This is a genomic window from Streptomyces sp. NPDC002698 (genome assembly GCF_042888945.1).
Lineage (GTDB): Bacteria > Actinomycetota > Actinomycetes > Streptomycetales > Streptomycetaceae > Streptomyces.
In genome coordinates this window covers 1-25,795 of record NZ_JBIAQM010000038.1, presented here as the reverse complement: position 1 = coordinate 25,795, position 25,795 = coordinate 1, and the positions used below count along the sequence as shown (strand labels likewise).

General features: G+C 70.8%; 20 protein-coding genes and 4 pseudogenes. 7 read left to right on the top strand and 17 right to left on the bottom strand.

Translation table 11 applies throughout. From position 1 onward, the window contains the following. Nucleotides 1-31: 31 nt before the first annotated feature. The 17 genes and pseudogenes from ACFYW9_RS34400 to ACFYW9_RS34320 all read right to left on the bottom strand — a co-directional run bounded on the left by ACFYW9_RS34400 (nt 32) and on the right by ACFYW9_RS34320 (nt 21,240). Nucleotides 32-1,168, bottom strand: a complete 1,137-nt coding sequence (locus tag ACFYW9_RS34400) for a hydrolase (protein WP_389158872.1) — start codon at nt 1,166-1,168, stop codon at nt 32-34. Next, complete coding sequence (locus tag ACFYW9_RS34395; RefSeq protein WP_389158869.1) at nt 1,165-1,410, bottom strand: acyl carrier protein; 246 nt, start codon at nt 1,408-1,410, stop codon at nt 1,165-1,167. The genes ACFYW9_RS34400 and ACFYW9_RS34395 overlap by 4 nt, the downstream gene beginning before the upstream one ends. Nucleotides 1,411-1,421: 11 nt before the next feature. Next, nucleotides 1,422-5,363 carry an amino acid adenylation domain-containing protein gene (locus ACFYW9_RS34390; protein ID WP_389158866.1) on the bottom strand — a complete coding sequence of 1,314 codons (3,942 nt, stop codon included), beginning with the start codon at nt 5,361-5,363 and terminating at the stop codon, nt 1,422-1,424. Further along, complete coding sequence (locus tag ACFYW9_RS34385; RefSeq protein WP_389158862.1) at nt 5,356-8,505, bottom strand: AMP-binding protein; 3,150 nt, start codon at nt 8,503-8,505, stop codon at nt 5,356-5,358. The genes ACFYW9_RS34390 and ACFYW9_RS34385 overlap by 8 nt, the downstream gene beginning before the upstream one ends. Further along, a complete protein-coding gene (locus ACFYW9_RS34380) occupies nt 8,502-9,956 on the bottom strand; it encodes a class I adenylate-forming enzyme family protein (RefSeq protein WP_389158859.1) in 1,455 nt (484 codons plus the stop codon). The genes ACFYW9_RS34385 and ACFYW9_RS34380 overlap by 4 nt, the downstream gene beginning before the upstream one ends. Beyond that, nucleotides 9,953-10,735, bottom strand: coding sequence for an enoyl-CoA hydratase/isomerase family protein (locus ACFYW9_RS34375; protein WP_389158856.1), 783 nt, complete (start codon nt 10,733-10,735; stop codon nt 9,953-9,955). The genes ACFYW9_RS34380 and ACFYW9_RS34375 overlap by 4 nt, the downstream gene beginning before the upstream one ends. Nucleotides 10,736-10,750: 15 nt before the next feature. Then, nucleotides 10,751-12,121 carry an asparagine synthase C-terminal domain-containing protein gene (locus ACFYW9_RS34370; RefSeq protein ID WP_389158853.1) on the bottom strand — a complete coding sequence of 457 codons (1,371 nt, stop codon included), beginning with the start codon at nt 12,119-12,121 and terminating at the stop codon, nt 10,751-10,753. A 16-nt stretch (nt 12,122-12,137) separates the two neighbouring features. Beyond that, nucleotides 12,138-12,911, bottom strand: a complete 774-nt coding sequence (locus tag ACFYW9_RS34365; RefSeq protein WP_389158850.1) for a TauD/TfdA family dioxygenase — start codon at nt 12,909-12,911, stop codon at nt 12,138-12,140. A gap of 386 nt (nt 12,912-13,297) precedes the next feature. Continuing rightward, a pseudogene (locus ACFYW9_RS34360) lies at nt 13,298-13,879 on the bottom strand (hypothetical protein); the annotation flags it as partial. A 258-nt stretch (nt 13,880-14,137) separates the two neighbouring features. Further along, on the bottom strand, nt 14,138-15,118 hold the full coding sequence (locus tag ACFYW9_RS34355; RefSeq protein ID WP_389158847.1) for a helix-turn-helix domain-containing protein: 981 nt from the start codon (nt 15,116-15,118) through the stop codon (nt 14,138-14,140). Between the two features lie 88 nt (nt 15,119-15,206). Beyond that, the gene (locus ACFYW9_RS34350) at nt 15,207-15,773 is read right to left on the bottom strand and encodes a GNAT family N-acetyltransferase (RefSeq protein ID WP_389158844.1); all 567 of its coding nucleotides are present in this window, start codon (nt 15,771-15,773) and stop codon (nt 15,207-15,209) included. A 118-nt stretch (nt 15,774-15,891) separates the two neighbouring features. Further along, nucleotides 15,892-16,029 (bottom strand): annotated as a pseudogene (locus ACFYW9_RS34345) (IS5/IS1182 family transposase); the annotation flags it as partial. A 454-nt stretch (nt 16,030-16,483) separates the two neighbouring features. Then, on the bottom strand, nt 16,484-17,536 hold the full coding sequence (locus ACFYW9_RS34340) for a YihY/virulence factor BrkB family protein (RefSeq protein ID WP_389158841.1): 1,053 nt from the start codon (nt 17,534-17,536) through the stop codon (nt 16,484-16,486). Nucleotides 17,537-17,688: 152 nt separating this feature from the next. Next, nucleotides 17,689-19,305 (bottom strand): phytoene desaturase family protein, encoded by a 1,617-nt coding sequence (locus ACFYW9_RS34335; RefSeq protein WP_389158838.1) that lies wholly within the window; start codon nt 19,303-19,305, stop codon nt 17,689-17,691. 67 nt (nt 19,306-19,372) lie between these two features. After that, nucleotides 19,373-19,852: an SRPBCC family protein gene (locus ACFYW9_RS34330; RefSeq protein WP_389158835.1), complete on the bottom strand. Its 480-nt coding sequence runs from the start codon at nt 19,850-19,852 to the stop codon at nt 19,373-19,375. Nucleotides 19,853-20,089: 237 nt separating this feature from the next. Next, complete coding sequence (locus ACFYW9_RS34325) at nt 20,090-20,314, bottom strand: hypothetical protein (RefSeq protein WP_389158833.1); 225 nt, start codon at nt 20,312-20,314, stop codon at nt 20,090-20,092. A 209-nt stretch (nt 20,315-20,523) separates the two neighbouring features. After that, entirely contained in the window at nt 20,524-21,240 is a 717-nt protein-coding gene (locus ACFYW9_RS34320; protein ID WP_389158830.1) for a hypothetical protein, read from the bottom strand. Nucleotides 21,241-21,456: 216 nt separating this feature from the next. Here ACFYW9_RS34320 and ACFYW9_RS34315 point away from each other — a divergent pair. The 7 genes and pseudogenes from ACFYW9_RS34315 to ACFYW9_RS34285 form a co-directional block, all read left to right on the top strand. Next, a pseudogene (locus ACFYW9_RS34315) lies at nt 21,457-21,743 on the top strand (RNA polymerase subunit sigma-70); the annotation flags it as partial. Between the two features lie 408 nt (nt 21,744-22,151). Next, nucleotides 22,152-23,024, top strand: coding sequence for a SigB/SigF/SigG family RNA polymerase sigma factor (locus ACFYW9_RS34310; protein WP_389158827.1), 873 nt, complete (start codon nt 22,152-22,154; stop codon nt 23,022-23,024). Between the two features lie 108 nt (nt 23,025-23,132). After that, on the top strand, nt 23,133-23,552 hold the full coding sequence (locus ACFYW9_RS34305; protein ID WP_389158824.1) for a DUF5133 domain-containing protein: 420 nt from the start codon (nt 23,133-23,135) through the stop codon (nt 23,550-23,552). 287 nt (nt 23,553-23,839) lie between these two features. Next, complete coding sequence (locus ACFYW9_RS34300) at nt 23,840-24,493, top strand: diguanylate cyclase (RefSeq protein ID WP_389158821.1); 654 nt, start codon at nt 23,840-23,842, stop codon at nt 24,491-24,493. Nucleotides 24,494-24,768: 275 nt separating this feature from the next. Beyond that, nucleotides 24,769-24,945, top strand: a complete 177-nt coding sequence (locus ACFYW9_RS34295) for a CsbD family protein (RefSeq protein ID WP_351874788.1) — start codon at nt 24,769-24,771, stop codon at nt 24,943-24,945. Nucleotides 24,946-25,280: 335 nt separating this feature from the next. After that, nucleotides 25,281-25,530: pseudogene (locus ACFYW9_RS34290) on the top strand (hypothetical protein). 136 nt (nt 25,531-25,666) lie between these two features. Next, nucleotides 25,667-25,795: gas vesicle protein GvpG (locus ACFYW9_RS34285; RefSeq protein ID WP_389159009.1), on the top strand; the 129-nt coding region annotated here is incomplete at its 3' end.

Below are 25,795 nucleotides of genomic sequence, written 5' to 3'. Positions count from 1 at the left end.
TGGCTGCGAGCCGGGTGCGGTGCGGGCGGGGTCAGTGGGCGTGGGTGAGTTCTGCCTGGGTGTACCGGGCGGCGGCCGGGCCGAACTGGAGCGTCGCGTGGGAGCCCGCGGTGTGGATGTCGCGCCACAGTCGCTGCAGGGCGGAGGCGGCGCTGTGCCCGCTGGTGCCGGAAGCCTGCATGAGGCGGTCCACGGCGCGGAGCAGGAGTTCGGCGACGAAGGCGCAGTCGCGCTGGTTGCGTGCCACGTCCGTCCGGGTGAGGGCGGGTGCGGTGTCGGTGTGGCGGGCGATGCGGTCGAGGAGCAGTTCGGCTGCGTCGATCTCGCTGGAGCTGCGGGCGAACACGTCTCCGTAGTGGGCGAGTACCGGGTCGTAGGCGCGAGGGTGCCGGTGCAGTCGTGCTCCGGTCAGCTGTCTCCAGTGGCGCAGCGCGCCGTGCGCGGCGCCGAGCATCGGCAGGCAGAACAGGAAGGTGTTCACGGCCGGCAGGGGTACGGTGCGGCCGTCCGGGCCGGCCGGTGCGGTGTCCAGGCCGGTCAGCAGAGCGGCGGGGAAGGTCATCGTGTCCGGGACGAAGACCTGCCGGACGGCCACGGTGTGGCTGCCGGTCGCCTGCATTCCGACGGCGTCCCAGGTGCGGTCGACACGGACGTGTGCGGCGGGCACGAGACAGATGCGCTGTCCGCCGCCGTCCGTTCCCCGGGGGGTGGCGGACAGGAGGATCCACTGGGCCCGTTCCGCGAAGGAGACCGCGGGCCAGGATCCCGAGAGCGACCAGCCGCCTTCCAGCGCGGTGGCGGTGCCGTTGGGAGTGACGCCTCCGGCGACGAGGGTGTCCGGCCCGTCGGCCCACAACTGCTCCTGTCCCGCGGGTGGCAGGTGGTGTGCGGCGCGGGTCATCAGTGCGGCCACGACGGTGCACCAGGCGGTCGCCGGGCAGTGCGCGCCGATGGTGACGGCCGCCTGCTTCAACTGCGTGAACGTCCCACCGGAGCCGCCGAGCGAGAGGGGAACGAAGTGACGTGCGGCGCCGGCGGCGACGAGTGCGTCGATGACATCGGGGTCCGGTGTGCGGGCCGCTTCGGCCTTCTCGGCCCGCTGCCCCGCCGACTCGGCGATCCTGTGCGCCTGTTCGACGAGCGGGGAGGGCGATCCTGTCGTCGTCATGGCCGCTTCACCTCCCGGACCGTCTGCTGGGAGACGATCTGTGTGGTGAGGCGTTGGACGGTCACCGGCTCGCTGAAGAGCCGGGCGACGGGGAGATCGATGTCGAACTCCTCCTCCAGGCACGACAGCAGCCGGATCATGTTCACCGAGTTCAGACCGGCACCGATGAGGTCCGCGTCGTACGCGTCGGGACCGATGTCGTAGCCCTGTTGCCGCAGTTGGCCGACAATCGTGCTGAGCACCGTTGATTCGCTCACCGCAACCCGCTCTCGATCTCGTCCTGTATGTGCCGCAGGTTCTCCGCCCGGAACACGTCGAAATGCCCGCCGGTCAGCGTGAGGGTGCGCAGGTCGGGCGCCCAGGCCCGCCAGGCGTCGGGGTCCGGTTCGGCCGGTTGTTCACCGGCCCGGAACTGGACGAGCGGAACCGGTACGGGGCCCGGCTGCCAGTCGCGCAGGAGCAGCAGGTTCTGCCGGTAGACCGCGAACCTCTGGCGCAGTACCGCGTCGCTCCGTACGGCCTCCGCCGAGACCATGACGTTGCCGGCCTGCCGGATGTCGTCGACGAACGCGGCCACCGTCCGCGGCTCGGAGTCTTCGCAATGGCGTGCCGCCGCCGACACGGGGGTGTCGAGGAGGACGGCCTTGGTGACGGGGTACGGCGCGGCCCGCGCGGCCTCGGCGGCGAGCGCGCCGCCGAAGGACCAGCCGAGCAGGACGCACGGCACGTCCGGGTCGTCGATCCGCCCCTTGAGGTGGTGCAGGCACAGGTCCGTCAGGGCGGCCAGTGCGGGGGCCCCGGCTCCCACCGTGTCGCAGGGACGGTCGAAGCCGAGGACGTGGACGTCGAGGTCGGCCGGCAGATCGCGGATCAGGCCGGCGTAGCAGGCGACGCCCCCGCCGACGGGCGGGAAGAAGACGACCCGGCCGCGCGGGCGGGTCACCGGGCGGGGGGAGAAGCTCCACACCGCCTCGTTCGCCGGTCCGCGGCCTGCTCCGCACAGCTGCGCCAGGCCCCTCACCGTCGGGTCGGCCAGGAAGCGACCGAACGGTATGTCATAGCCGAATCGGCCGCGCAGCATCGACAGCAGCCGGATCGCGTCGAGGGAACTGCCGCCGGAGTCGAAGAATCCCTCGCCTTCCGGTGCCCTGCCCAGCAGTTCGCTCCAGCAGGACGTCACCTCCTGGGCGTGTGGTCCTTCCTCGTGCGGCGCGGCGACGGGCACCGGCGCCGCGGGCGGTGTCGCCGTCGTGCGCAGCCGGCGGTGGTCGACCTTGCCGTTGGCCGTCAGGGGGATCTCGTCGAGGTCGACGAGCGCGTACGGGACCATGTACGCGGGCAGTTCCTCGCGCAGCACGGCGATGCTGCGTGTGCGCCAGTCGGAGGGGGCGTCGGCGGACAGCGTGACGCAGGCCAGGACACCCCCGCCGTCCTTGGGGACGCACGCGGCGCTGCGGCGCACGTGGGGCATGGCGTCCAGCAGTGCTTCGATCTCGCCCAGTTCGACCCGGTAGCCGTTGACCTTGACCTGGGTGTCGATGCGGCCGAGTATCTCGACGACGCCGTCCGGGCCGCGGCGGCCGCGGTCGCCGGTGCGGTAGACCCAGCCGTGTTCCGGGTCGTCGAAGAACGCCGTTGCGGTCCGCTGCGGGTCGTTGAGGTATCCGTCGGCGACTCCGCGGCCCGCGATGTGGATCTCGCCGATGTGCCAGTCGGCGCATACGGCGCGCTGGGCGTCCAGCACCAGGATGTCCTGGCCCGCCAGCGGCCTCCCGTACGGGATGGACCGGCCGGTGCGGTCGGCCGGGGTGACCCGGTGGTGGATCGACCAGATCGAGCCCTCGGTCGCACCGCCCAGGCTGATCACCCGCGCTCCGGCCGACCGTTGTTCCAGTGCGGCGGGCAGGCGCAGCGGGATCCAGTCGCCGCTGAGCAGGTAGGAGCGGACCGAGGGGAGGGCGCCGCCCTCCTCCGCCAGCAGGGCGGCCAGGGCCGGGGCCGAGTTCCAGATCGTCACCGCGTGCTCCGTGACGATCCTCGTCCAGGCCGACGGGGTGCGCGCGTCGTCCTCGGACGGCATGACCACGGTGGCGCCGACGAGGAGCGGGCCGAAGACGTCGTACACGGACAGGTCGAAGCCGATCGAGGACACCGACAGCACGCTGTCCGACGGCCCGAGCCGCAGCAGGTCGTTGACCGCGTCGAGGGTGTTGAGCACCGCGTCGTGGCGGATGACCACACCCTTGGGCTCGCCCGTCGAGCCGGAGGTGAAGATGACGTAGGCGATGTCGGCCGCCTCACGCTCCGGCAGCCGGCGCACTCCGGGCGCCGCCGCCGGTACGGCGGGAGTCTGCTCGCCGGGGGCTGTCGTGGGTCCGGCGGGAGTCCGTACGGAGGTGACCTTCGCCGGTACGGCGAGAGCCCGCACTCCGCGTCGGTGCCACGCCTCGGCGGCCTTGTCCTCGTGCGCGGTCACCGCGAAGCGCAGCCCGGCCTGGCGGGTGATCCGGTCGAGCCGTCCTTGGGGCAGGCCCCGGTCGAGCGGGACGTACACGCAACCGGCGAGCAGCGTGCCGAGGATCGCCACGACCTGGCCGCGGCCGCGCGGCAGATGGATCGCGACGTGGTCGCCGGTGTCGGCGCCCGCGCTCACCAGTTGCCGCGCGACCTCGGCGGCGGCGTCGGCGAGAGCCTCGTAGCTCAGCGTCCCCTCGCCGTCCCGGACCGCGTGTGCGTGGGGTGTTCGTTCCACGGTCTCCAGGAACCGCTGCTGCAGCGTCGCCCCGCCGGGTCGCGCGGGGCGGTCGTGGCCGGCGGCGCCGGGTGCGCGCCGGGCCGCACCGGTCCAGTCGGCGCCGTCGGCCGCGAGCCGGTCGACGGCGTGGGCGTACTGCTCCACGAAGTCGTCCAGGAAACCGTCGTCGAACGCGTCGGTGCGCCCGTCGAAGCCCAGCCGGATGGTGCCGTCGCCGTCCACGACCACCTGGTGGTCCAGCAGGACCTGCGGCACGCGCAGGTGCACGGTGTCCCAGTCCCGCCGCAGGCCGAGCGCCGCCTCGCGCGGTGTGTCGACCTCGGTCGCGGTGAACGCGAAGGGATACGGCAGTCGGCGCGGGCCGGAGGCCGGGTCGGCCAGGCGGGCGATCTCGGGGCCGCTGAGCGAGGGGTGCAGCGACTGTTCGAGGACGCGGCCCTGTATCTCCCGGGCGAGTGAGACGACGTCGCGTCCCTCGGCCGCCGGTATCGCCACCGGCATGGCGATGCCGCGGTTGCCGAGCTGCCGGGTGCCGGCCGGCGGGTCCTGCGGGGACAGGACGAGGGTGAGGGTGTGCGGGCGGCCGCCGCCGACGGCTCCCAGGAGGGTGCCGTACACGGTGAGGAAGAGCATCGGCAGGGTCAGGCCGTGCCGGTTGGCCTGCCGTGTGATCGCCTCTGCGGTGGTGCGGCCGAGATGGAGCATCCGGTGCGTCACGGCCCGGCCCGCGTGCCGCCAGTCGGGCCGCAGCGGTGCTTGCGCGGTCTCGGGCAGGGCCGGTGCCACCTCGCGCCAGTACCGTTCGTCGCGCTCCCGGCGCAGTCCGGCCCGCGGGGTCGGCTCGCGGTCCACCATCGCGGTGCCGGTGCCGGTGCCGGTGCCGGTCTCAGGGCCGGGGCCGGTGTCGCTGCCGGTGTCGTGGACCAGGCCTTCCAGGAACCGGGCGAGCGAGGCGGCGTCCATGAGCCACAGCGCGTAGACGAGATGGAGCCGCGCCCGTCGTGCCGAGCGCACGACGGTGACCCGCAGCTGAGGCCATGCCCCGAAGGTGAGGCCGTCCGAGCGGAACTCCTCGCGCACACCGCTGTCGAGTGCGTCGAAGCCGTCCTCGGTGGCCTCCAGTACGGAGACCGGGACGACCGCCTCTCCTGGGACCGCCGCCGGGGCTAGGCCGTCCTCGATGCGGGTGCGCAGGATCGGGTTCTGCCGGACCAGGCGGTCCAGCCTCTGCTGGACCCGGTCCACGGCGGACACCGGGAGTTCGCAGGCGAGGTAGTACCGGGCGGGGCTGCGCAGTTCGAGGCCGTCCTGGTCGCCGACCAGGTAGGCGCGCTGGAGCGGTCCGAGCAGGGCATCCGGCGTGTGCGGGGCGGGCCCGGCTTGCGGTGTGGGTGGCGTGTGCGGGGCTGGGACGGTGACCGTGCCGACGTGGTCAGCCATGGGTCGCCTCCCGGCCGCCCGTCCGGATCGAGGACAGCAGCGCACGGTGCACGCTGTCGATCACGTCGGTGTCGCGGATCCCCTCGCGGTAGTAGTAGGTCATGACCATCTCGGGCCCGGACATCTGAAGCTCTCCCTGGAGTTGGTAGCGCAGCGCACGGCCCAGAGATCTCGCCCTCCACGCGCCGAGGTCGCGGGGGCGCAGGCCGCGTGACACCGGCCGCTGGTTGAACAGGACCGTGGACAGCGGGAAGCGGCGTGTGGCGGGCAGGCGCAGGTCGGCGATCCGCTGGTCGAACTCCCAGTCGCCGTACGTCGTGCCGTCGGCCAGCTGGCGCGCCATGGCGGCCGCGGTCTCCCGCAGCGACGGTGCGCCCGGTCCGCGGACGATCAGGCTGGTGGTGAAGTTGCCGACGACCCCGGCATCGCTCTCGCCGCGGTTCTGGCTCATCACGATGACGGGCGGACGCTCCAGGGCGAAGGTGGCGGCGACGGCCTGCTCGAAGGCCGCCAGGACCACGGTGAACGCGGAGACGCCCCACTCCTGGGCGAGCGCGTGGATCCGGCGGGTGCACACGGTGCCCAGGGGCAGCGAGACCAGCTCGCCCCGGGCACCGTCGGGTGTGGTGGCCTCGGGCAGTTCGACCTGGGTGGCACCTTGCAGCAGGTCTCGCCAGTACGCGGCCGCAGGGCCCGGCTCCTGCGTCCTCGCGGTCGCGCGGCAGAACGCCCGGTAGCCGCCGTGGTCCTGGCCCGTGACGGGGTCCAGGGTCCGGCCGGACAGGACGGTGCGCAGTTCGCCGGCCAGCGCGTCCAGGCCCAGTCCGTCCACGAACAGGTGATGTGCCGCCAGCAGGACGGAACTTCCGGTGGTTCCCCGTACGAGCGTGGCCCGGATGGGGGGTGCGGCTTCGGGGTCGATCAGTTCGGACACCAGAGTGGTGCGCGCGGCCTGCACGCTGTCGCGGAAGGCCGCCGAGTCCGGTTCGGCGTCGGTGTCCACGACCTCGACCGCGCAGGACAGCCGCGCCGGGTCGGTCCAGGTCTGTTCCTGCCAGTCGGCGGTGAGCGCCAGCCCCAGCACGTCGTGCCGTGCGAGCAGTGACCGCAGTGCTTCGGTGAGCGCCGTCTCGGACAGCCGCCGGGAGAGGGGGATCTCGCGGGAGATGTTGCACCAGTCGGCGTTGCCGTCCGACATGCAGATCCACAGGTAGGCCAGCTGGCGCGACGAGAGCGGACAGCGGTCCGGCGGTGGACGGCGGTCCGGCGCCGTCGGCACGAGCGGGCGAGGGATCCCGGCTGCTCCGACTGCCTTGATGCTCCCGGGGGACTCGGTACTTTCGGTGTCCTCGGTGTCCTCGGTGCACTGGGTGTTCTCGGTGTTCTCGGAGCGGGCAAGGCGGCGCCTGCGCTCGATCTCGCGGGCCAGCAGCGGTATGTCGCGCAGGGCGAAGGCCTCCGTGACGGTCAGCCGCACCCCGTGGAGGCGGTGGACCCGCGCCAGCGCCGCGAGCATCTCCAGCGATGTGATGCCGGCGTCGACCAGGCCGGAGGTGTCGTCGTCGACGTCCAACAGGACGCGCAGACACCGTTCGACGTCGTTTCCGGCGGCGGGGGTGGGGGCGTCGGCGGGTATGACGGGAAGCCGGTCCAGGGACGCCAGCAGGGTCTGCCGGTCGGCCTTGCCGCTGCGCAGCATCGGCAGGCCGTCCCGCAGATGCAGGGTGAACCGCGGCAGCCGTCGGCTGCGGCCCAGGCCGTGGATCACGGTCCGCAGCGTCTCCTCGTCCACCGCCTTGCCGGGCGCGGTGGCGACGAAGAGGTGCGGGCCGCCGTGGTCGAGGACCACGCACTGGCGTACTTCGGGCAAGGCCTCGACGGCGTCGACCAGCGGCTGGAAGCTGACGCGCCGGCCGCCGAACTTGAGGTCGTTGCCGCCGCGGCCGACGATCACCAGGGCGCCGTCGTTCCTGAGGCGGCCCAGATCGCCGGTGGGGAGGGGGACGGGGAACGCGGACGTCCGGTGCCGGTCACCGGCGGCGGTGTCCAGGACGCCCAGCGCGGGTGCCCGCGAGGTGATGAGCACTTCCCCGACCCCGGTGTCGTCCGGATCGCGCAGGGCCACCTCGACCCCGGCACGTGGTACTCCGACCGGGATCGGCTGCGCGCCGATGTGGTCGAGGAGCTGGACGTCGCGCCGGTACAGCTGGGCGAGTGTCGCCTCGGTCTGCCCGTACAGGTTGACGATCTCGGCAGCGGGGGCGAGGGCGCTCCACTGCTCGACCACCCGGCGGCCCAGGACCTCTCCGGCGAAGAAGACCAGGCGCAGTCCGGGCAGTCCGGTCGCCGTCAGGCGGGGTTCCTCGGCGAGCCGGGTCGCGATGGACGGGACGAGGAACACGGTGGTCGGGTCGCTGTCGGCGAGGTGGTCGGCCAGCGTCGGCAGGTCGAGCTGGGCGTCGGCGGGCGGCAGCGACAGCACACCGCCCGCGCCGAGCACGGCGAGCAGTTCCCGCAGCGAGGGGTCGAAGTTGACCCGGGTGACGGCGGCGCACCGGTCCGACGCGGTGAGTGCGAACTCGTCGCGGAACCAGTGGAGGAAGAGGTCCAGGCCGCGCCGGCTGCCGACGACGGCTTTGGGCTCCCCGGTCGAGCCGGACGTGGGGATCACATAGCCGGCGTCCGCCTCCTGGAACCTCGGCGCCCGCCACGGGGTGCGCGGGACGGATTCGAGGAGGATCGCGCCGGTGGCGGAGTCGACGACGAACTCGCTCACGCCCGATGTCGCCCCGCGGTACTGGTCGGCCGGGGTGACATCGTGACTGATCACCGCGGCCGGGCAGGTGCGCTCTTCGAGCCAGGCGTACTGCTTGGCGCTCAGTCCGGCGTCCACGGGCACGGGCACGGCGTCGGCGCGCCACGCGGCCAGCAGCCCCACCACGTAGGCGGGTGACAAGGGGCCCATGACCAGGACACTCGCGCGCGCCACACCGGCCGTGGCGAGCCGGTCGGCCAGGGCGGTGACCGCGGCTTCGAGCTGTGCGTACGTCATCGACCGGCCGCACCAGCGCAGGGCGGTGCGCGCCGATGGCTCTGTCCCGGCGAGCGGAGAGCTGAGGCCGAGGGCTGTCGCGGGAGTCATGGCGTGCGTGCTTCCTCGTCTCCGACGAGGCGCTTGAGGGCCTCGTAGTCGGTCTTGCCGACCGGGGTGCGTGGCAGCGCGGCCGCGAACCGCCAGGTCTGGGGAAGTTGGTGGGGGAGCAGATGTGCGGCGGCCCGGCGGCGGACCGTCTGCGGATCGCATCCGGGCTCCGTCATGACCAGGGCGGCGATCTGTTCGCCGCCGTGCCCGTCGGGCATCCCGACGACCCCGCAGTCGATGACGCCGTCGCACCCGCGCAGCGCCGTCTCGACCTCCGCCGGCGCCACCTTGTTGCCCGTGACGTTGATGAACGTGGACATCCGCCCGCGGACGGACCAGCCCTGTGGGCGGGCGACAAGGAGATCGTGGGTGCGCAGCCAGCCGTCCACGAACATCGCCGACTGCGCGGCCGGGTCCCGGTAGTAGCCGCGGGCCAGGGCGGTTCCGCGCACCCACAGTTCGCAGAGCCGGTCCTCACCGTCGGCCGCGCCGGCCGGCTGCAGCCGCCACTCGATCCCCGGGAGCGGCAGTCCGATCGTGCCCGGTCCCGCGTTGTCGGCGTCGTAGGCGATGACGCCGATCTCGCCCAGCCCGTAGCCCTGGCGCAGGGGGAGACCGAATCGTTCGCGGAAGCGCGTCTGGGTGTGGGCGGCGATGGGGGCACTTCCGGTGAGAGCGAAGCGCAGGGACCCCAGGAGTGCGGGGTCGACGCCGTCGGCTGCGACGAGCATCTGGTACATCACCGGAAGGCCGCTGACGAAGGTCACCGCGTGGTCGGCGACGGCGCGGGCCAGTCCGCGGCCCGTGAGGTGCGCGCCGCGGGTGAGGACGAGTTTCGCGCCGCTGAGCAGGGCCGGCAGGGCCAGTACGTCGATTCCGTGGCCGTGCCAGAGCGGCAGCGGGCACAGCACGACGTCCGAGGGCCCCAGGCCGGTTGCTTCCGTCCAGGTCCTCACCCGCTCCACGACGGCTTCCTGGCTCATGACGATGCCTTTGGGCTCACCGGTCGAGCCGGAGGTGCAGTGCACGACGAAGTCCGTGGGCAGGTACGCGCGGGACGTGCGTGCGGGTCCTTCGAGGGGGCTACGGGCGCCTGGCGCGCGCGGTTCCGGTACGAGGGAGCCGATGCCGTCGGGACCGTCGCGCAGCACCAGGTCGAGGTCGAACCTGGCCGCGAGGCGCGCCGTCCGCTCGGGTGTGGCCCTGCTGTCCAGGAGCACGATGACCAACCGCAGTTCGGCGGCGGCGAAGTAGGTGGCGAGGAAGGTGGTGGGTTCGTCCAGGGCCAGGCCGACGGCGGTGCCGGGTGGGTGGTCCCGGAGACGGTCGGTGATGGCGTCGGTGGTCTTGAGGAGGTGGCTGTAGGAGACGGTCGTGTCGTCGTAGGACACGACGGCTGTTGCGTCGGGATGCCGCCGGGCGATGCTGCGCAGCTGTCGGTACAGCGTCATGAGGGGGTGCCGGCCGGGGTCTTGGTGTTCTTGTTGAGGATGCTGGTGAAGTGGTGGTGCATCGCCTTGGCCGCGAACGTCCTGCGGTGCACGGCCTTGGAGTCCTCGCGGGTCTGCTCCAGACTCGCCCGCAGCCGGTCGGTGAGTACGTGTTTGGTGGCGGAGAAGGCGGTGTGGGGGTAGCGCGCCATCCGCTGGGCCCGCTGGATCGCCCGGTCGAGGAGGAATTCCGGCTCGCAGGCTTCGTCGGCCATGCCCCAGCGCAGGGCGGTGTCGGGACCGATCGGGCGGCAGGACATGAGGATGTGGCGGGCGATGTCGTAGCTGCTGATGGTGGAGAGGATGGCGGCACCCATGGAGGCGCCGATGCCGTGCTCCAGTTCGGGCATGGCCAGGCTCGCCCGGGTGGACATGATCTTCCAGTCGAACATCATGGCGAGCTGGAAGCCCAGGCCGATCGCGTGGCGGTCGATCGCGGCGACGGTGGGTTTGCCGGTGTCCAGGACTGTCAGGTAGAGCTCGGTGATCCAGTCGATGAGGTCGTCGACCGACTCGTCCGTTGCCAGCAGCATGACCTCGTTGAAGTCCCCGCCCGCGCTGAAGCTGCGGTCGCGTCCGCCGTGGACGACGATCGCGTTCACCGTGTCGTCACGGTCTGCCGCGCGCAGGGAGGCGGTGAAGGCCTCGGCCATCTTCTTGCCGAACGGGTTGGTCGGCTTGTCGTGGTTCAGGGTCAGGATCCGGGTTCCCCTGACGTCCTCGATGTGGATCAGTGCCACGGCGTTCCCCTGTTCTCAGTCGTGCTCACGGATGTAGGCGGCCACCGCCGCTTCCAGGCAGGTGTCGGAGTCGACCGGCTCGTGCGGTCGCTCGACCAGCGCGCCGGCCTGTTCGGTGGCGATGAGTTCGTAGAAGCTCTCCACGTCGACGCTGTCCAGGCCGGTCAGACGGGCGACGGCGCCGCGGAGGTTGCGCTGGACGCCACTGCCGTGGTGCATGGCCTGTTTGGGCCGCCACGCGATGTGGGGTGGCAGGAGGGCTTCGGCCGCGGCCCGGATGTGTCCCTTTTCCCTGTCGCGGTGGCGCATGATTTCGGGAGCCGTGTCCAGCGCGGCCTGGATGACGGGCGTGTTCCAGTACATGTGGCGCAGGGTGTAGCCGTGGGCCGCGGCGCCCGCACCGCTCCACTCGCCGCCCGCCGCCGCGTCGTCGAGGCACTGGATGACGGCGCGCTGAAGGTCGGGGGCGGTGCCCGGCTCGGTGCGGAGCCCGGAGTTGATGTAGTCGGCGCCGATGCCGGTCAGGATGGTGCCGGCGGGGATCTGGTGCCGGCGGTAGACCGCGACGAGGTTGACCCCCGCGGCGACCATCTCGTGGTGCGGGACGCCGAGCATCCGGACGGTTTCCGGGATCGCCCGGAGGACGTCCTGCTCGCTGAGTTCGATATGGCGGACGGGCATGCGCAGATGGGCGCCGAGCTCGTCGGCCGTGGCGTACTCGTCCCCCCACGGGGTGCCCAGGGTGGCGAGGTGGTCGAGGACGCCGGCCTGCTGGGCCAGCGCGGCGACGAGCCCGGAGTCGACTCCGCCGGAGACGACGGCGGTCAGGGGCCGTGGCGTGCCGCAGGCGGCGATCTGCTGCCGCAGCACCTCGATCTGCCGTGCCCCCGCCTCGGCGGCCTTCTCGCCGGTCAGGGGGGAGGCCTTCCAGGTGTTCGACACGGTCTCGGTGACATCCGTCGAGTCGCCGCTCGCGTCGCGGGAGAAGACGACGGTGCGGCCGCCGCCGATCGTACGGATCGCGGCCCGGACGGCGCGGATCTGCGCCACCCGGTCGGGCCGCGTGCCCGCGTGCTCGATCGCCCGGGCGGTGAGTGAGGCGAGATCGGTCCCGATCAGGACGCGGCCCGTGCCGGGCTGGTGCCAGTAGCGCACGGGGGTGAGGTTCTGCCGACTGGTGCGGATGGTGACGCGGCCCGCGGTGCACGCGATCGTGTTGCAGTCGTCGATGTCGCCGCAGGGCAGCGGCAGGGCGCGGCCGAACTCCTCCACCACCAGTCGCTCGATGGTGCCGTCCTGGCCGGAGCCGTCGAGCCGGTGTGCCGCGAGGCCACTGCCGTGGGGACGTACGTCCAGCAGGAGCGTGGGATAGCTGTAGCTGTTCATCGGTTCTTCCCCCTCTTCACGCGACGGACAGGCGCACGAGTTTGCGCGGCTGGCCGGGGAAAGCGGCCCGGCCGTGGACGACCTGACGGTTGTCCTGGACGATCACCTGCCCGGGCCGCCAGGTGTGGGCGTAGAGCACACGTGGCTGGTGCAGCACCGCCCTGATCCGGCCGAGCAGCGCGGTGCTCTCCTTGGCCGTGTGGCCCACGACGGTGGCGTCGTGGGTGCGCGTCGGGTCGTCGGGGTCGGTGAGCCCGATGACCAGCCGCGTCGTGCCGGTGACGGGATCGTCCTGGATCGGGGCGACTTGGGGGTGCCCGGCTTCGGGGTGGTCGCGGTAGTAGCCGGGGATCCGGTTGCGGTATTCGATGGTGACACCGCGCAGGATCTCGAGGAGATCGGTCGGCGCGTGCGCGAAGAACGCGGCGTTGCTCGCGATCAGTGTCTGGCCGCCGGTCAGAGGTGCGGCCACGCACCGCATGCCGATGTATCTGACCTGCGGTCCGGCGTTGAAGAGGCCGTCGGTGTGCAGTGGCATGGCGCGGGTGGTGAACTGGAGATTGCCGGAGCCCTCTTGGGGCTGGAGGGCGAGTTTGGTGCCGAAGCCGTAGGTGACCGGTTCACCCAGCTGCGCCATGACGGCGTCGAGGTCGAGGGCGGGGTCGCCGGCTTCGCCGGGCTGCAGGACGGCGAAGCCGTGCTCGTCCAGCTTCTCGCGGAAGAGGTGGTGCTGTCCGGGAGGACAGACCGCGTGCCGGGCGATGTCCTGCATGTCGAGCGACTTGATCATTTCCACCCCAGAGCGATCTGGTGCGTCGCAATGCGCGGTCGCACCGACTCGGTTGTCGTCTTTGCTGCGCGGACAGTGATCCGGTTGCGTGGTCGGGCGGGCCGGGCGGGGCTGGTGGCGTCCGCACGTCCCACCGGAAAATCGGGCACCCCCCAAACGCATGAGGCGCAACGCCTTCGGGAGGTGATCGGCCGGCTTCCCCGTGACCGCTCGACGGCTCCGGGGCAGGTACGGGGGCCGTTCCCGGGCCGGCCCCGACCGCGAACGTACACGCGGACAGCGGCAGCGAAGCCGGTGGTGGAGACGTCCTGGACGGATGCTCCAGAGGATCTCCAGGCTTGCCCCTTCCGACCTCTGCCCCCCGCCGCCCGGGCATCGGGTCGGCCGCCGGCGAGGCGGGCGGCCCGAATCGGCTTCAGCCCGGCCAGACCGTGGGCGGCGCCCTTGCGGCGGCGGGTCACGCCCCACAACCGGTCGTCGCCGATGGAGTAGCAGCCGTGGAAGTAGGTGACGCCATGAGTGCGGTGGCAGGTCGCCGACGCGCGGTCGGGCTTGCCCTGCTCCGCCCAGCAAGAGCCTGCGGTCGGCCTGATGCCCAGGGGGCCGAACTCGAAGGCGAAGACCTGGTCCGGGAAGTACTCCAGGACGTGCTCGATGCGGTCGAGCTTGACGTCGGGGTCGGGGACTCCATCCTGGTTGGTGCGCTGAAAGGCGCTGCTCCCGGCGCCGGAGCAGGAACCGTAACGTTTCCCGGCCGATGCGGAGTATGCGTTCGTGCACGCGGTGCAGGTAGGCGGCGAGTTTGCGGGCCGACCAGCAGGTGAGGGGCTGGGCGATTACCGGGACCGATGGTCCCAGCCGAAAGCAAGCAGCGGCAGCGCACGGAGGTGGTGCTGCCCGGTGGACGATCTGCTGCAGCTTCTGCCCTTCCCGATCGGTCAGCCTGCGCACCGCACAGGCTCGGCCACTCACGCCTCCAGCGGCCGGAGCGGACGTCACCGCTCGTCCACCGCCCCAACCGCCCACCCGGCGAACCTTCCCGGTCACAGCACAGTCGTACTCTGTGACGTCGCTGAAGCTGTCGTACATGCGACTGGGCGAGCCGTTCGCATGCTGAGCTCGCAGACCGTCGAGGAGCGTTCCACGGCCAGGCCCCCGTCTGCCGCCACCGAGCCCGCAGGCGGGGGACTGCGTCTGGGGACCGCGCCCCGGCTGACGGCTGAGTCCTACTTCCGTTCGGACGGTCTCTGGAACCTGTAGTCCTTGGGGGAGATCTGGTGGGCGGTGCGGAAAGCGCGGGAGAAGTCGGAGGCACGGGGGAAGCCCCAGCGGGCGGCGATGGCATGGATGGGCGTGGTGCGCAGCGCGGGGTTCGCCAGGTCGCGGCGGGCGCCCTCCAGTCGCTGGTTGCGGATCCAGGCCGCGACCGTTTCGCCCTGTGACTGTTGCTCAAAGATCCGGTACAGGTAGCTGAGCGAGATGTGGTGCGCGGCTGCGATCACGGATGGGGTCAGCTCAGGGTCGTTCAGGTTCTGTCGGATGAACGCCCGGACGCGTCGCGCCATGGCCCGCTGGCGGGTCTCCGGCGGCAGGGCGGCTTCCGCGTCCAGTGCTTGGGCGCACCAGGCCGAGATCAGTTCGAGCAGGACTGTTCCCAGGCGTGGTGCATCGGACGGTTGGAGGGTTTTTGCCTGTCGCACCAGGCCGACGAGGAGCTCCGTCAGCAACGGCCCGACGCCCTCTTGCCCCGGCAGTCCCCGGCCCAGTAACTCGCGGACCCGGTGCGGTGGCAAGGGCAGCATCTCCTTGGGGAAGTCCACTCCCACTCCCTGGACGACACGAGGCTCCTGGTCGTCCAGAGACCGCAGGTCGTATGGCTGTGAACTGTCGACCATGTGCAGGTCACACGGGCGGAACGTGTTGGTCCGCCCGGCGTGGTCGAGAGCCATCTCGCCGTCGAGCAGCAGCGTGAGGTGATACAGCTCGCGGTCGGACTGGCGGACCATTTTCGGGCTCCGCCGGAAACGCGTCGGCAGGAACGACGCCTGCATCACGGAGGGTTTTTCAACCTGCCTGTGGGCGGCTTCGGGCCGGTAGAGATCCTGCCGTCGGTCCGCAGCATCGGGTACTTCCGCTTCAGGGCGATCGGCCCCGACCGCAGCCCCGAGCTGTACCGCTCCCCACTCGCGATGGCGTGGTTCCAGCACACCACCGACGTGCCGTCCGAGGACCGCGCGGAGCCCGGGCTGCCGCGCATCCCCTGGGACGAACCGGCAAGGGACTTCGAGCTCCAGGTCAGCGCTGCTGCCACTGCTCCCGGGTGATCTCGTAGCGCACTCCCCCCTGGTCCGCACCGTCGATCACCTGCATGTCCTCCGGAACCGGGATCTCGCCTGTGAGCGTCAGGCCGGCCTTCTCCATGACGCGGCGGGAGCGGCTGTTCACGGCCAGCGTCTCGGCCCAGACCGAGCGCATGCCGAGCTCGGTGAACCCCTTGCGCAGCAGCGCCAGCGAGCCCTCGGTGGCGTAGTCCCTTCCCCAGGCCGCCTTGCGCAGACGGCAGCCCAGCTCGGCGTTCTCGCGCGGCCCTTCTCTCTCGGGCCACAGCGAGAACCAGCCGATGAACGCGCCGCCGTCCTTCTCGTGCACGGCGAACAGACCGAACTCACCCTGCCACCGCCGGCACTCCGCGACGATGGCCGGCATGACGAGCTCGCGCATCTCCGCGGCAGGTCTCTCCGCCTCGTCGGGGGGAAGGTAGCGCATCACCTCGGGATCGCTGTTCAGCTCGATCAGCAAGTTCGCGTCCTCGACGGTGATATGGCGCAGCGTCAGCCGCTCGGTCTCCAGGTAGGTATCCACGGGCGCGGATCCTGCCCGAGACGGGCAGCCCAGCTCAACAGGTTTTCGCCGCGCCCCGCCGGTCGGGAACGGACCTGGCACTCAGGGTTTTCCAGTCTCAGGCTGATGTGGTCAGGTGGAGCGCGAGCAGTGCCTGGGGTCCGGTGGTCAGGCGTCGCCATCGGCTGCCGATCTCACGGCGGCGCCGGCGCAGGTGGCCGGCGAGGACCCGCAGGGGTGAACTGGACAGGTCGGTCCCGGACGGGTGGACAAGCACGGAAGCTCCTGGTGGACAACGGGTGATCTTGGTCGTGAACCCGTCTACCGGGAGCTTCACTTCGATGTACAGCACTCCGCGACCAACCGGCCGCCCACCTCCGGAAGTTGGAAAAGGCTCAGGGTGTGAATGGTTGGGGCTGAGGACGAGAAGGCTCAGGCCAAGGGCGAGCATGGCAAGAACTCGTAACACGACCTTGCCGAGCGCGGCTGCTCCGCCGTGACGTACGCGGTGTGCGTCGCGCTGTCCGTAGGTCTCGCGGTCGAACGCCGGGGGGCGCCCGCCCCGGCGTTCGACCGCGACCGGACTGCCCCCGCTCGACGGTCGGCAGGGTGCCGGTCACCGCGCAGGCGGCGCCAGGCAGCGGCCACGTGGGGGCGAGGGCGGCGGTGAAGGCCACGGCGGCCGCGGGTATCCCGGGCGATCCGATGCGCACCCGCCTCGCACGCAGCGGTCATTCCTCGTCCTTGCCGAGGCGGCGCAGGTCTTCCTCGTCCCACGCGCGGGTGTCACGGGGCTGGGTGTAGGGCTCGGCACCGGGCGGGAGCCCGCCGGCGATGGCCCGCTGGCGTACCGCCTCCGCGTCGAACTCCAGGCCGAGGAGGATGGCCAGGTTGCTGATCCACAGCCACACCAGGAAGACGACGACGCCGGCCATGGTGCCGTAGGTCTTGTTGTACGAGGCGAAGTTGGCCACGTAGAACGCGAATCCGGCGGAGGCGATCATCCAGATCACCAGGGCCAGGAAACTGCCCGGAGTGATCCACTTGAAGCCCTTCACCTTCGCGTTCGGGCTCGCCCAGTACAGGATCGCGATCATCACCGTGACCAGCACGACCAGTACGGGCCACTTGGCGATCGACCACACCGTCAGCGCGGTGTCCCCGACCCCCAGCGCCGTGCCCACCTGGCGGGCGATACCGCCGGTGAAGACCACGATCAGCGCACTGACCACCGCCAGAATCATCAGGACGACCGTCACGCCGACACGCACCGGCAGGATCTTCCAGACCGGCCGGCCCTCGGGCATGTCGTAGATGGCGTTGGCAGCGCGGATGAACGCCGCGACATAGCCCGAGGCGGACCACACCGCCACCACCAGGCCGATGATCGCCACGAGTGAGCCGAGGCCGGCGTTGCCCTGCAGCTGTTCCACCGCGCCGGTGAGGATGTCGCGGGCCGAGCCGGGGGTGAGTTGTTTGAGATTGTCGAGCACCCTGTCCGCGGTCGACCTGCCGGTGATGCCCAGCAGGGAGACCAGGACCAGCAGGGCCGGGAACAGGGCGAGCACCCCGTAGTAGGTGAGCGCGGCCGCCCGGTCGGTCAGCTCGTCCTTCTTGAACTCCCGCAGGCTCCCGCTGAACACCTTGCCCCAGGCTCGGCGGGGCAGCTCTGTCGGTGTATCCGGAGCCTGCCGCTCTACTTCAGGGGCGGGCCCGGCCTCGTCCGGCGGCGGCTTGTTGTCGTTGTCGTGATTGTTTTGTCCTGGAAGATGTATTTTCGCCATGCGCGCCGAGTACCCCGGCCGACGCACCTGAAGTACTCGTCCGAGGTGGGCTGCAACGGGCAAAGCGCCCGGAGAACGGGTGACCAGCGGTGCTGGACCGGCTACCGACACCGGGCCCGCCGTCGACGCCGCGGTGGGCGCGGGGCGGGTTGTCAGCGCTGACCCTTGCGGTCGCGACGGTGCAGCCGACTCTGCAGGCCGGCCAGGGCACCGGCGCGCTGCCGACGCAGGGCGGCCCGGGCGGCGTTGGCTCCGGGGGCGCCATGAACTCCTCCGCCCGGGGGCGCGGAGGCGGAAGCGAGGTAGAGGCCGGCGACGGGTGTCTCCGGGCGGCCGGTGCCGGGTGTGGGGCGGAAGACGAACTGCTGGTGCAGGGCAGTGGTGCCGCCGTTGATGGCGCCGCCGTGGAGGTTGGCGTCCATGCTCTGCAGTGTGGGCGGGGCGAGGACGCGCCGGGCCCTGATGAGGCCGCGGAAACCGGGGGCATGGCGCTCGACCTGTGCCTCGAGACGATCGGCCATGGTCTCCTGCTCCCGGCCGTCCCACGAGCCGGTCAGCCCGTCGTTTCCCGCGTCGCCCCGAACGCGGTGGGGTACGTGCGTGTAGGCCCAGGCTGACTCGGTGCCCCGGGGCGAGCGGCTGGGGTCGGTGGTGGTCATCTGGCCGAAGAGGACGAAGGGTTCGTCGGGGACGCGGCCCATGGCGATCTGCGCGGCGAAGCGGGTGAGACCGTCCACACCGTCTGCGAGATGCACGGTTCCCGCCTGCGCGGCCTCCGGGCAGGCCCAGGGCACCGGGTTGTTCAGCGCCCAGTCGACCTTGAACGTGGCGAAGTCCCACTGGAAGCGCTTCAGGTCGGTGAGCAGCTGCCCGGGCAGGTGCCGTTCGGCGACCAGAGAGCCGTAGAGCGCGGGCGCGGACACATCGGCCAGGACCGCCTTGCGGGCCGGGACCGCCTCGCCGCCCGCAGTACGGACGCCGACGGCGCGACCGCCGCGGACGACGACCTCGGTGACCTGTTCCCCGCAGCGGACGGTCCCGCCGCGCCGTGTCAGCCGGCGGACGAGAGCGGCGGTGAGTGCCCCGGAGCCGCCGGTGGGGACCGGGAAACCGTAGGTCTGGCCGAGCATGGACATGAGCCAGCCGAAGCCGCCGCTGCCTGCCGCCTCCGGTGCGAGGTCCGCGTGCAGGGCATTGCCCGCGAGGATGAGCCTGCCGCCCTCGCCGCGGAACTCCTCCTCTCCCAGACGCCGGACCGGCAGCACCATCGTCCTGGCCATTCGCAGCCCGCCCGCCGCGCGCAGCCGTAGGGCCAGCCGGGCTCCCGCGCGGACCGGGGGGAACGGCGTGAAGAGGGCGTCGAGGATGCCGGCCCGCAGCGTCTCCCAGACCTCCCACAGCTCCTTCCACGCGGCCCCGTCCCCGGGTGCGAACGCCTCCAGGCTCGCGGCCGTCTCCTCCAGGTCACGGCTGAGGACGGCACAGCGGCCGTCCCGCAAAGGGTGGGCGAGCACCTTCGGGGCGTGGCTCCAGCTCAGCCCCTCCCGCTCCAGGTTCAAGCCGGCCAGGACCGGGGAGGCGGCAGCGAGGGGGTAGAAGGCGCTGAAGAGGTCGCTGGCGAAGTCGGGATCGACCCCCCGGTCGTGCCGGACCGCTCCTCCGGGCTCGTCCTGGGCCTCCAGGACTTCCACGCTCCAGCCCGCGTCGGCCAGGAGGTTCGCCGCGACCAGCCCATTGGGGCCCGCCCCGATCACTACAGCGTCCGGCATGACTCGCTCCCGGCTCGGTGGGTGGCCGCGCCCGGTCGAGCGGCTGTTCCCAGGTCTCGGTGCCGTTTCAGGCCTTGATCGGCCGTCGCCGCATGGAAGTGGTGCGGGCCGGGTCCTCGTCCCCCTCGCACAGCCGGGCGAGGCGGCCCAGCATGGCGCGGTTCCGCATTTGCTGGACCACCTCCAGGAGGCCGTTGTGCAACGCGCCTCCGGCGCCGCGCAGGGGGTGTTCATCGAGGATGATCAGGGTGTGCTCGCCCCAGGGCCGCAGTTCCATCGCGATCCTCGCGGTCCCCAGTGGTCCGCTGTCCGCCTCCAGCTCGAGGACGGCGGACGGCTCGCTGCGGCGCACGACGGTCCGGTTGTGCAGGGTGAGCGGCCCGATCCTGATCTCGTAGCGGAGGGCCGCCCCCAGTTCGGGCCACCGTCCCTCGGCCGGCTCGGCCCGTGAGGGGCCCACGACCCAGTCCCCATACCGTTCGACGTCGGACAGGACCTCCCAGACGTCCTTGGGAGGCTTCCTGATCAGCCGGTGCCGTACCGCCATGCGGTTCCTCCGCCGTGGGAGTGCCAGGTCCCTTCCTGCGCGTTTCCACGCTAGGCCCGGGCAGACATTCCCGCTCGGGGACGCATTCCGGTCGGCTTCGCTTCCCCTCTCCTGGTTCTCGGATGGTGCCGCCGGCGTCCGCAGCCGAGTCGACCCACGCTCGCCCGATCCCCCTTCGAAAAGGGCAGTAGGACTCCTAAGACAGGTGAGTACCGCGATCAGAGGGCGCAGCCGAGGTCAGCCGCTGCGGCGTCGTGTCAGGTGACCAGCAGGCGGTTGAAGAACGAACAGTAGTGCCGCAGTGCCAGGCGCAGGTCTTCGGTATTCGCCTCGGTTCCACTGTCCTTCCAGCTCCTGTTCGCGGTCGGCGAAGGTGGCGGCAAGCCTCTGCATCACGTCGGCGACGAGGGCGTCGGCAGTGTGCACGGCGTCGCGCGGGTCGTCGACGAATCTGTTCTGCACTCCTGCCAGCGGGTGCGGAATCCTTCCTCGTCCTCTGCGCTGAGCAGCTGAGGGACGTCCTCCTCGGCTTGGGCGCCTTGGCCCGCCGTGCGGCTGTCGGCGTTCTCCAATCGGGCCAGTCCTGCTGCCGGTGGCTCGTGATTCCTGTAGGCCTTCGGACGCGCAGGACGAGCGGCACGGACATGGAGAGGCAGGGGGCTGTTCCGATGTCAGTGCAGGATGCTCACGGCACGGGCGATTACGAGGATTGATGTGATGAGGGCGGAGACGCTTTCGACGCTCATCATGAGTTTGGCCCGGGTGGTGAGCGGCATGGTGTCCGTCGGGCTGAAGGCCGTTGAGTTCGTGACGGACACGTACAGGTAGTCGACCAGCGTGGGAACCCAGTCGGAGGAGCCGCTGGCGCCGTCGGCGACTTCCTCGACAGCGTCGTCGTTCTCGTCTTGGGAGAAGCGGAAATCCGTCAGCGGGAGCTCGGCGCGCGGCGCCTGTGTGCGGCTGACGGGGCCGCCTCGGTCCAGTTCCCAGAACGCGAGTCCGAAGACGATGATGTTGGTGAGCCAGACTTGCAGGGCGGCCACCAGGAGCGCGCGGCCGTCCTTCACCCCGGCGTGCACCAACTCGTCGACCAGGATGGCGAGCGCGACGAGGTTGCTCGCGGCGATGACGGCGACGAGGGTCAGTGACAGGATGCGGAACATTCTGGTCTGACGGGTCAGTCGCCTGGGATTGATCGCGATGAGCGGAATGAGGAGCAGGACCTCAAGAGCGGGCAGCACGTATCGGGGTGCGATGAGCAGTTGCTGCGGCAATGCGAGGTAGAGGGAGATGGCGGCGAGGGTGGCCAATACTCCGGGAAGTCTCGCCTCGCCTCGTCGTTCGTGGCGAGGGTGTCGTGTCCGGGCGTCCGCGCGGCTCTGCGCCATGATCCGCTCTCCCCGTCTTCCCTTGACGATCTCGGGCGGCGTCCAGCCGGAGGCTGGACGGTGGTGATGGTCCGCGGCTTCGGCCGAGGAATCTGTACGCAGCTGTGCGCCTCTGCGGCAGCAACTTCCCGCAATCACCGACCGGTTGACTCTCAAAAGTCCCGTGGTACCCGCCTTCCACACTGCTGCGCTCGGGCTATCTGCATCCGGCCGTGGTACAGGACGCGCGAACGGGTCGCCTCCTACGTGCGGGCCGACTTCAAGCCCACGCCGGCGAAGCGGCGGCCAGCTGGCGGCTCGTCCGCGATGCATATCTCCCTGGTCAACGACTCCCCGGCCGTCCTCGCCGTGGTCGACGACCGGGGCGTGGGCGCCGTGGCGTCCGAAGTCGGCGACGGCAAGGTCGCGTCCCTGAGCGGCATGGCCGCCGCAGACCGGCTCGCGCGCCTCACAAGGCCTGGCGGCAGTACGAACCCGACGCGCCGGTCATCACCGCATGGTGACCGGAGCCACCGGAGTATCCGACTACGAATCGTCACGGAAGGCTGACCGGGGCGGATCCGGGCGCCCCTGGCCATCCATCGCTCGAAGGCACACCCGAAGCCGTTTGCGGGAGACGCTTCAGGGAGGTATGGGCACGGCCTTTCCCGGGCCGGGCGGGTGGGTGGAGGATGTGGCGCGCAGCCGGGCCGGCGGTGTTTGCGGTCATGACGGATGGGCACACGGGAATTCGTGCTTCGGACCGAAGGCGCACGCCCTGTGGGGATCCTGCTCTCCCTGCCTGCCGCGGTTGCCTTCGGCGGGCCGGGCAGATCTTCCGCGCGGCGAACCTCTGACAGACACTGTTCAGGCCGCGCTCGGTACCTGGCTCCGGGCCCCGTCCTGAACCAGGCGTTCAGGAGCGATTGCCCATGCTCACTGATATGACCCCAGACCGTTCGCAGGTCGACGGCACCTCTGTCTCCCTTTCCGCCGGGACCGCACGCCGCATCCATGACGATTCCCCCAGGACTGCCGTGCTCTTCGAGCGGCTGGTGGAACTGGGCGAGGGTCCGGAACGGGACGCCGTGCGGGACGAGCTGGTGAGGGCCTGGCTGCCCATGGCGCACCGCATCGCCGGCCGGTTCCGTGATCGCGGCGAAGCCATGGAGGACCTGCGCCAGGTAGCAGCACTCGGGCTGGTCAAGGCCATCGACCGCTTCGAGCCCAGCCGGGGGGCCTTCGAGAGTTACGCCGTGCCGACCATCACCGGTGAGGTGAAACGGCACTTCCGGGACCGGACGTGGGCCCTGCGGGTGCCCCGCCGAGTGCAGGAGCTGCGCAACCAGGTCCGCCTGGCACGCCGAGAGCTCACCCAGCGCCCCGGCAGCCCCCGGCCCACTCCCGCAGACATAGCCGCCCACACCGGCCTCACCGAGGACGAGGTCGCCGCGGGCCTGGAAGCGCTGGAGAGCTACAGCACCCTCTCCCTGGACGCCGAACTGGCCACCGACGATGACGGGTACAACCTCGCCGACACCCTGGGGGCCGCCGACCCTTCCTACGACGTCATCGTCGACCGCGAGGCGGCCAGGAAGGCACTGCGCCGGCTCCCCGAACGCGAGCGGACAGTCCTCTACCTGCGCTTCTTCCAGGACATGACCCAAAGCCGCATAGCCGACCAGCTCGGGTACTCCCAGATGCATATCTCCCGGCTCATCACCCGCAGCTGCGCCCACGTGCGCAGTGAGGTGCTGGGAGAGTGCGAGTGCCCCACCCGCTCCAGCGGCGCCTCCGCGGCCTGAGGGACTGCTCTGCTCCCAGAGCCGAGTGGCCGCTTCCTCAAGCCCCGTACACGCTGTCTTGACCGTTCCCACAACACCAGATGGCCTCAGCCCCAAGGAGTCGCACCGATGTTGATGCCCCTCCCCGCCACTCTGTACCGGCTCGTCGCGGAATACGAGTCGCTCCTTGCCGAGGAATCGCCCGACGGCACGACGCCCCCCAGCCAGCGCCTGCGCGACCTCGCCTACACCCTGTGCGTGTCCACCGGAACCCGCGAAGTCACAGACGCCCTCGACACCGCCCGCTCCTACCTGGCCAAGGCGGCTGCCACACCCGTCACAAGCTCCCAGGCCGCCACGAGACCCGGAGCCAAACACCGACAGGCCTCTGCGCTTCCCGAGCCCGCAGTCATCGGAACAGCCAGTGCGGCCAGTTTCCACGGCGACGCCGGCGAACCGTCTGCCAGTCGCCGCGATGGCACCCCGCGCCCCGGCCCCCGGCTCACGGCACCCCATGCCGCGGGCGCAGGAAGAGGTAACGGAGGGTGAGGCGTTGGACATGAGCGAGCGTGCCGTGATCGTTCACCCGCCCGCGCAGTGGGGCGGCCGTCTGGTGGAGTGGACGGAGAGCCCGCAGGCACGGCCCGCAGCCTGCGGGTTCCGACCGCTCAAGGCTCTTGTGAGCAGCCGGGAGGGGGCGGGGCGGCGTCCTGGGCCTTCAGGTGTGGGCCGCGCGGGCCGCAACAGGGGTGCCGATACCCGCCCGGCCGCCGAGATCTCCTTCTGGGACCCGGCATCCGGGCCGAGAGGCCGTCCGTCGTTGAGGAAAGGCAGTCATGAGCAAGAGTCGCCGTTCGACGCTCACCCGCTGGCAGCGCTGGCGCTCCGGGCCCACGCTTCGCATTCCGCCCGGGGCGGACGACGTGGAGAACGCCAATCGCAGGTTTCTGCTGTACGGCGTCCTGCCCCTGTGGTTCGTTCCCGCCGTCGCCGACTGGGTGATGCACAGGCGCTCGGACATCGAGCACACCAGCGGCGTACGGGAATCAGCGGTGCATGCCCTCATGATGGCCGAGGCCGGCATCCCGGTGGTCGCGGGTCTGACCGCCAGGGTCAACCCGCTGGTGCTCTCGCTCATGGGAGGCGCGGCCGTCGCGCACGGGGCCACCGCGCTGTGGGATGTGTCGCTGGCCACCGAAAAGCGTGAGGTGCGGCCCGTGGAGCAGCACATCCACAGCTTTCTGGAAGTGCTCCCGCTGACGGCGGCCGCGTTCACCACATGCCTGCACTGGGACCAGGTCCGTGAGGTGATGAAGGGCGCCGGCCACGCCGACGACTGGAAACTCCTCCCCAAACAACGCCCGCTGCCGGCCCGCTACCTCGCCGGTATTGCCGCCGGGGTCGGACTGTGTGTCGTCCTGCCGTACGCGGAAGAGATGATCCGCTGTGTACGGGCCCGCCGTGATCGTGACACCGGCCACCTGCGGTAGCGGCAGGTCTGTTCCTCACCCACGAAAGACGCGAGAACGAACAGCGGCAACGTTCGTCCCTCGAGTCGTGACCGCGTTGGGCCGCCCTCTGGACGTCTTGCAGTGGCGGGTCCGACGCCGCGGCCGGCAGGCGCAAGCTGGTCCCGGACCCGCCGTCATAAGGCGGCGGGAGCGGATCCGCGCAGTCGGCCGTGAGCGCGACGTTTGCCGAGCGATATGCGCATTTCCGTTCTAGTTTGTCACTGTCACTGATTTTCCTATGCAAGGAGCAGGGCATGGCTGGCAAGGGCGGCATGGACAAGGCCAAGGGCAAGATGAAGGAAGCGGTCGGTAAAGCCACCGGCAACGACCGGATGAAAGCCGAGGGGAAGATGGACCAGGCGGAGGGCGAGGCGAAGGAAGCCCTGGAAGACGCCAAGGACTCCATGCACGGCAAGCACGGCAAGCGCTGAAGCCTGGACCGGCTCCGGTGAAAGGGCCCGCCCTCAAGAGGGCGGGCCCTTTCACCGGAGCCGGTCCGGCATCCGGACGCTGCGTGCTGACGCTGTCGACCTGCAGAGCCCCCACCCGGACCGCTCGCTGATCATGGGTGCACCGGGTGGGCTTGGACGAGGTGGGTCGAACTGCCGGTCATCGAGTCGTGAGAGCGTCGCGACGAGTTCGCAGTGTGCCGGCCCGCGAACTGCACATAAGTGGACATTTGTGTCTAATGGTGTGAATAGGGCCAACTGCTCCGGGTAGTCCGTCAAAGGACTAGTGAACGGAGTGCATCGTGATCATCAAGAAGATGCATGACATGGGTATCCGCAGCGAACTGTGTACCTGGCCGCCATGGCATCCATAGGCCTCACTGTCGTCGCCTGGGCAGGCTCCTTGAAGATGGAGCCCGGCATCGACATCGCCCGGGCCGACCGCTGGGGAATCTGCATCGGCGAATGGGCCCCGCCTTCTTCGGCCTTGGCCTGGCACTCTCCCAGTACGAGCAGCAAGAGGACGCCACCGCCGGCGAGTTGCCGGCGCATCAGAGCGTCAGCTGACTCGTGGGGCCCGACTGTGCCCCGGGCAAACGGCGTTCCGTCGAACACCACGCAGGGATACGGCATGCGTATTGCCTGCGAGCGGGCCTCTTCGTGCTGATCGGGGTCGAGTTCGACTCGGAACGGTCACTGCCCCGTGCGGAGATGTGTCCCGAACGAACGGACGCGGCTGCGCGACCCAGGGGTTCTCCGTGCCCAACTGGCCCTGCTGAACAGGGAGCTTGAGGACGGAGACATCAGTCTGGAGGAGTTCGAACGAGAAGAG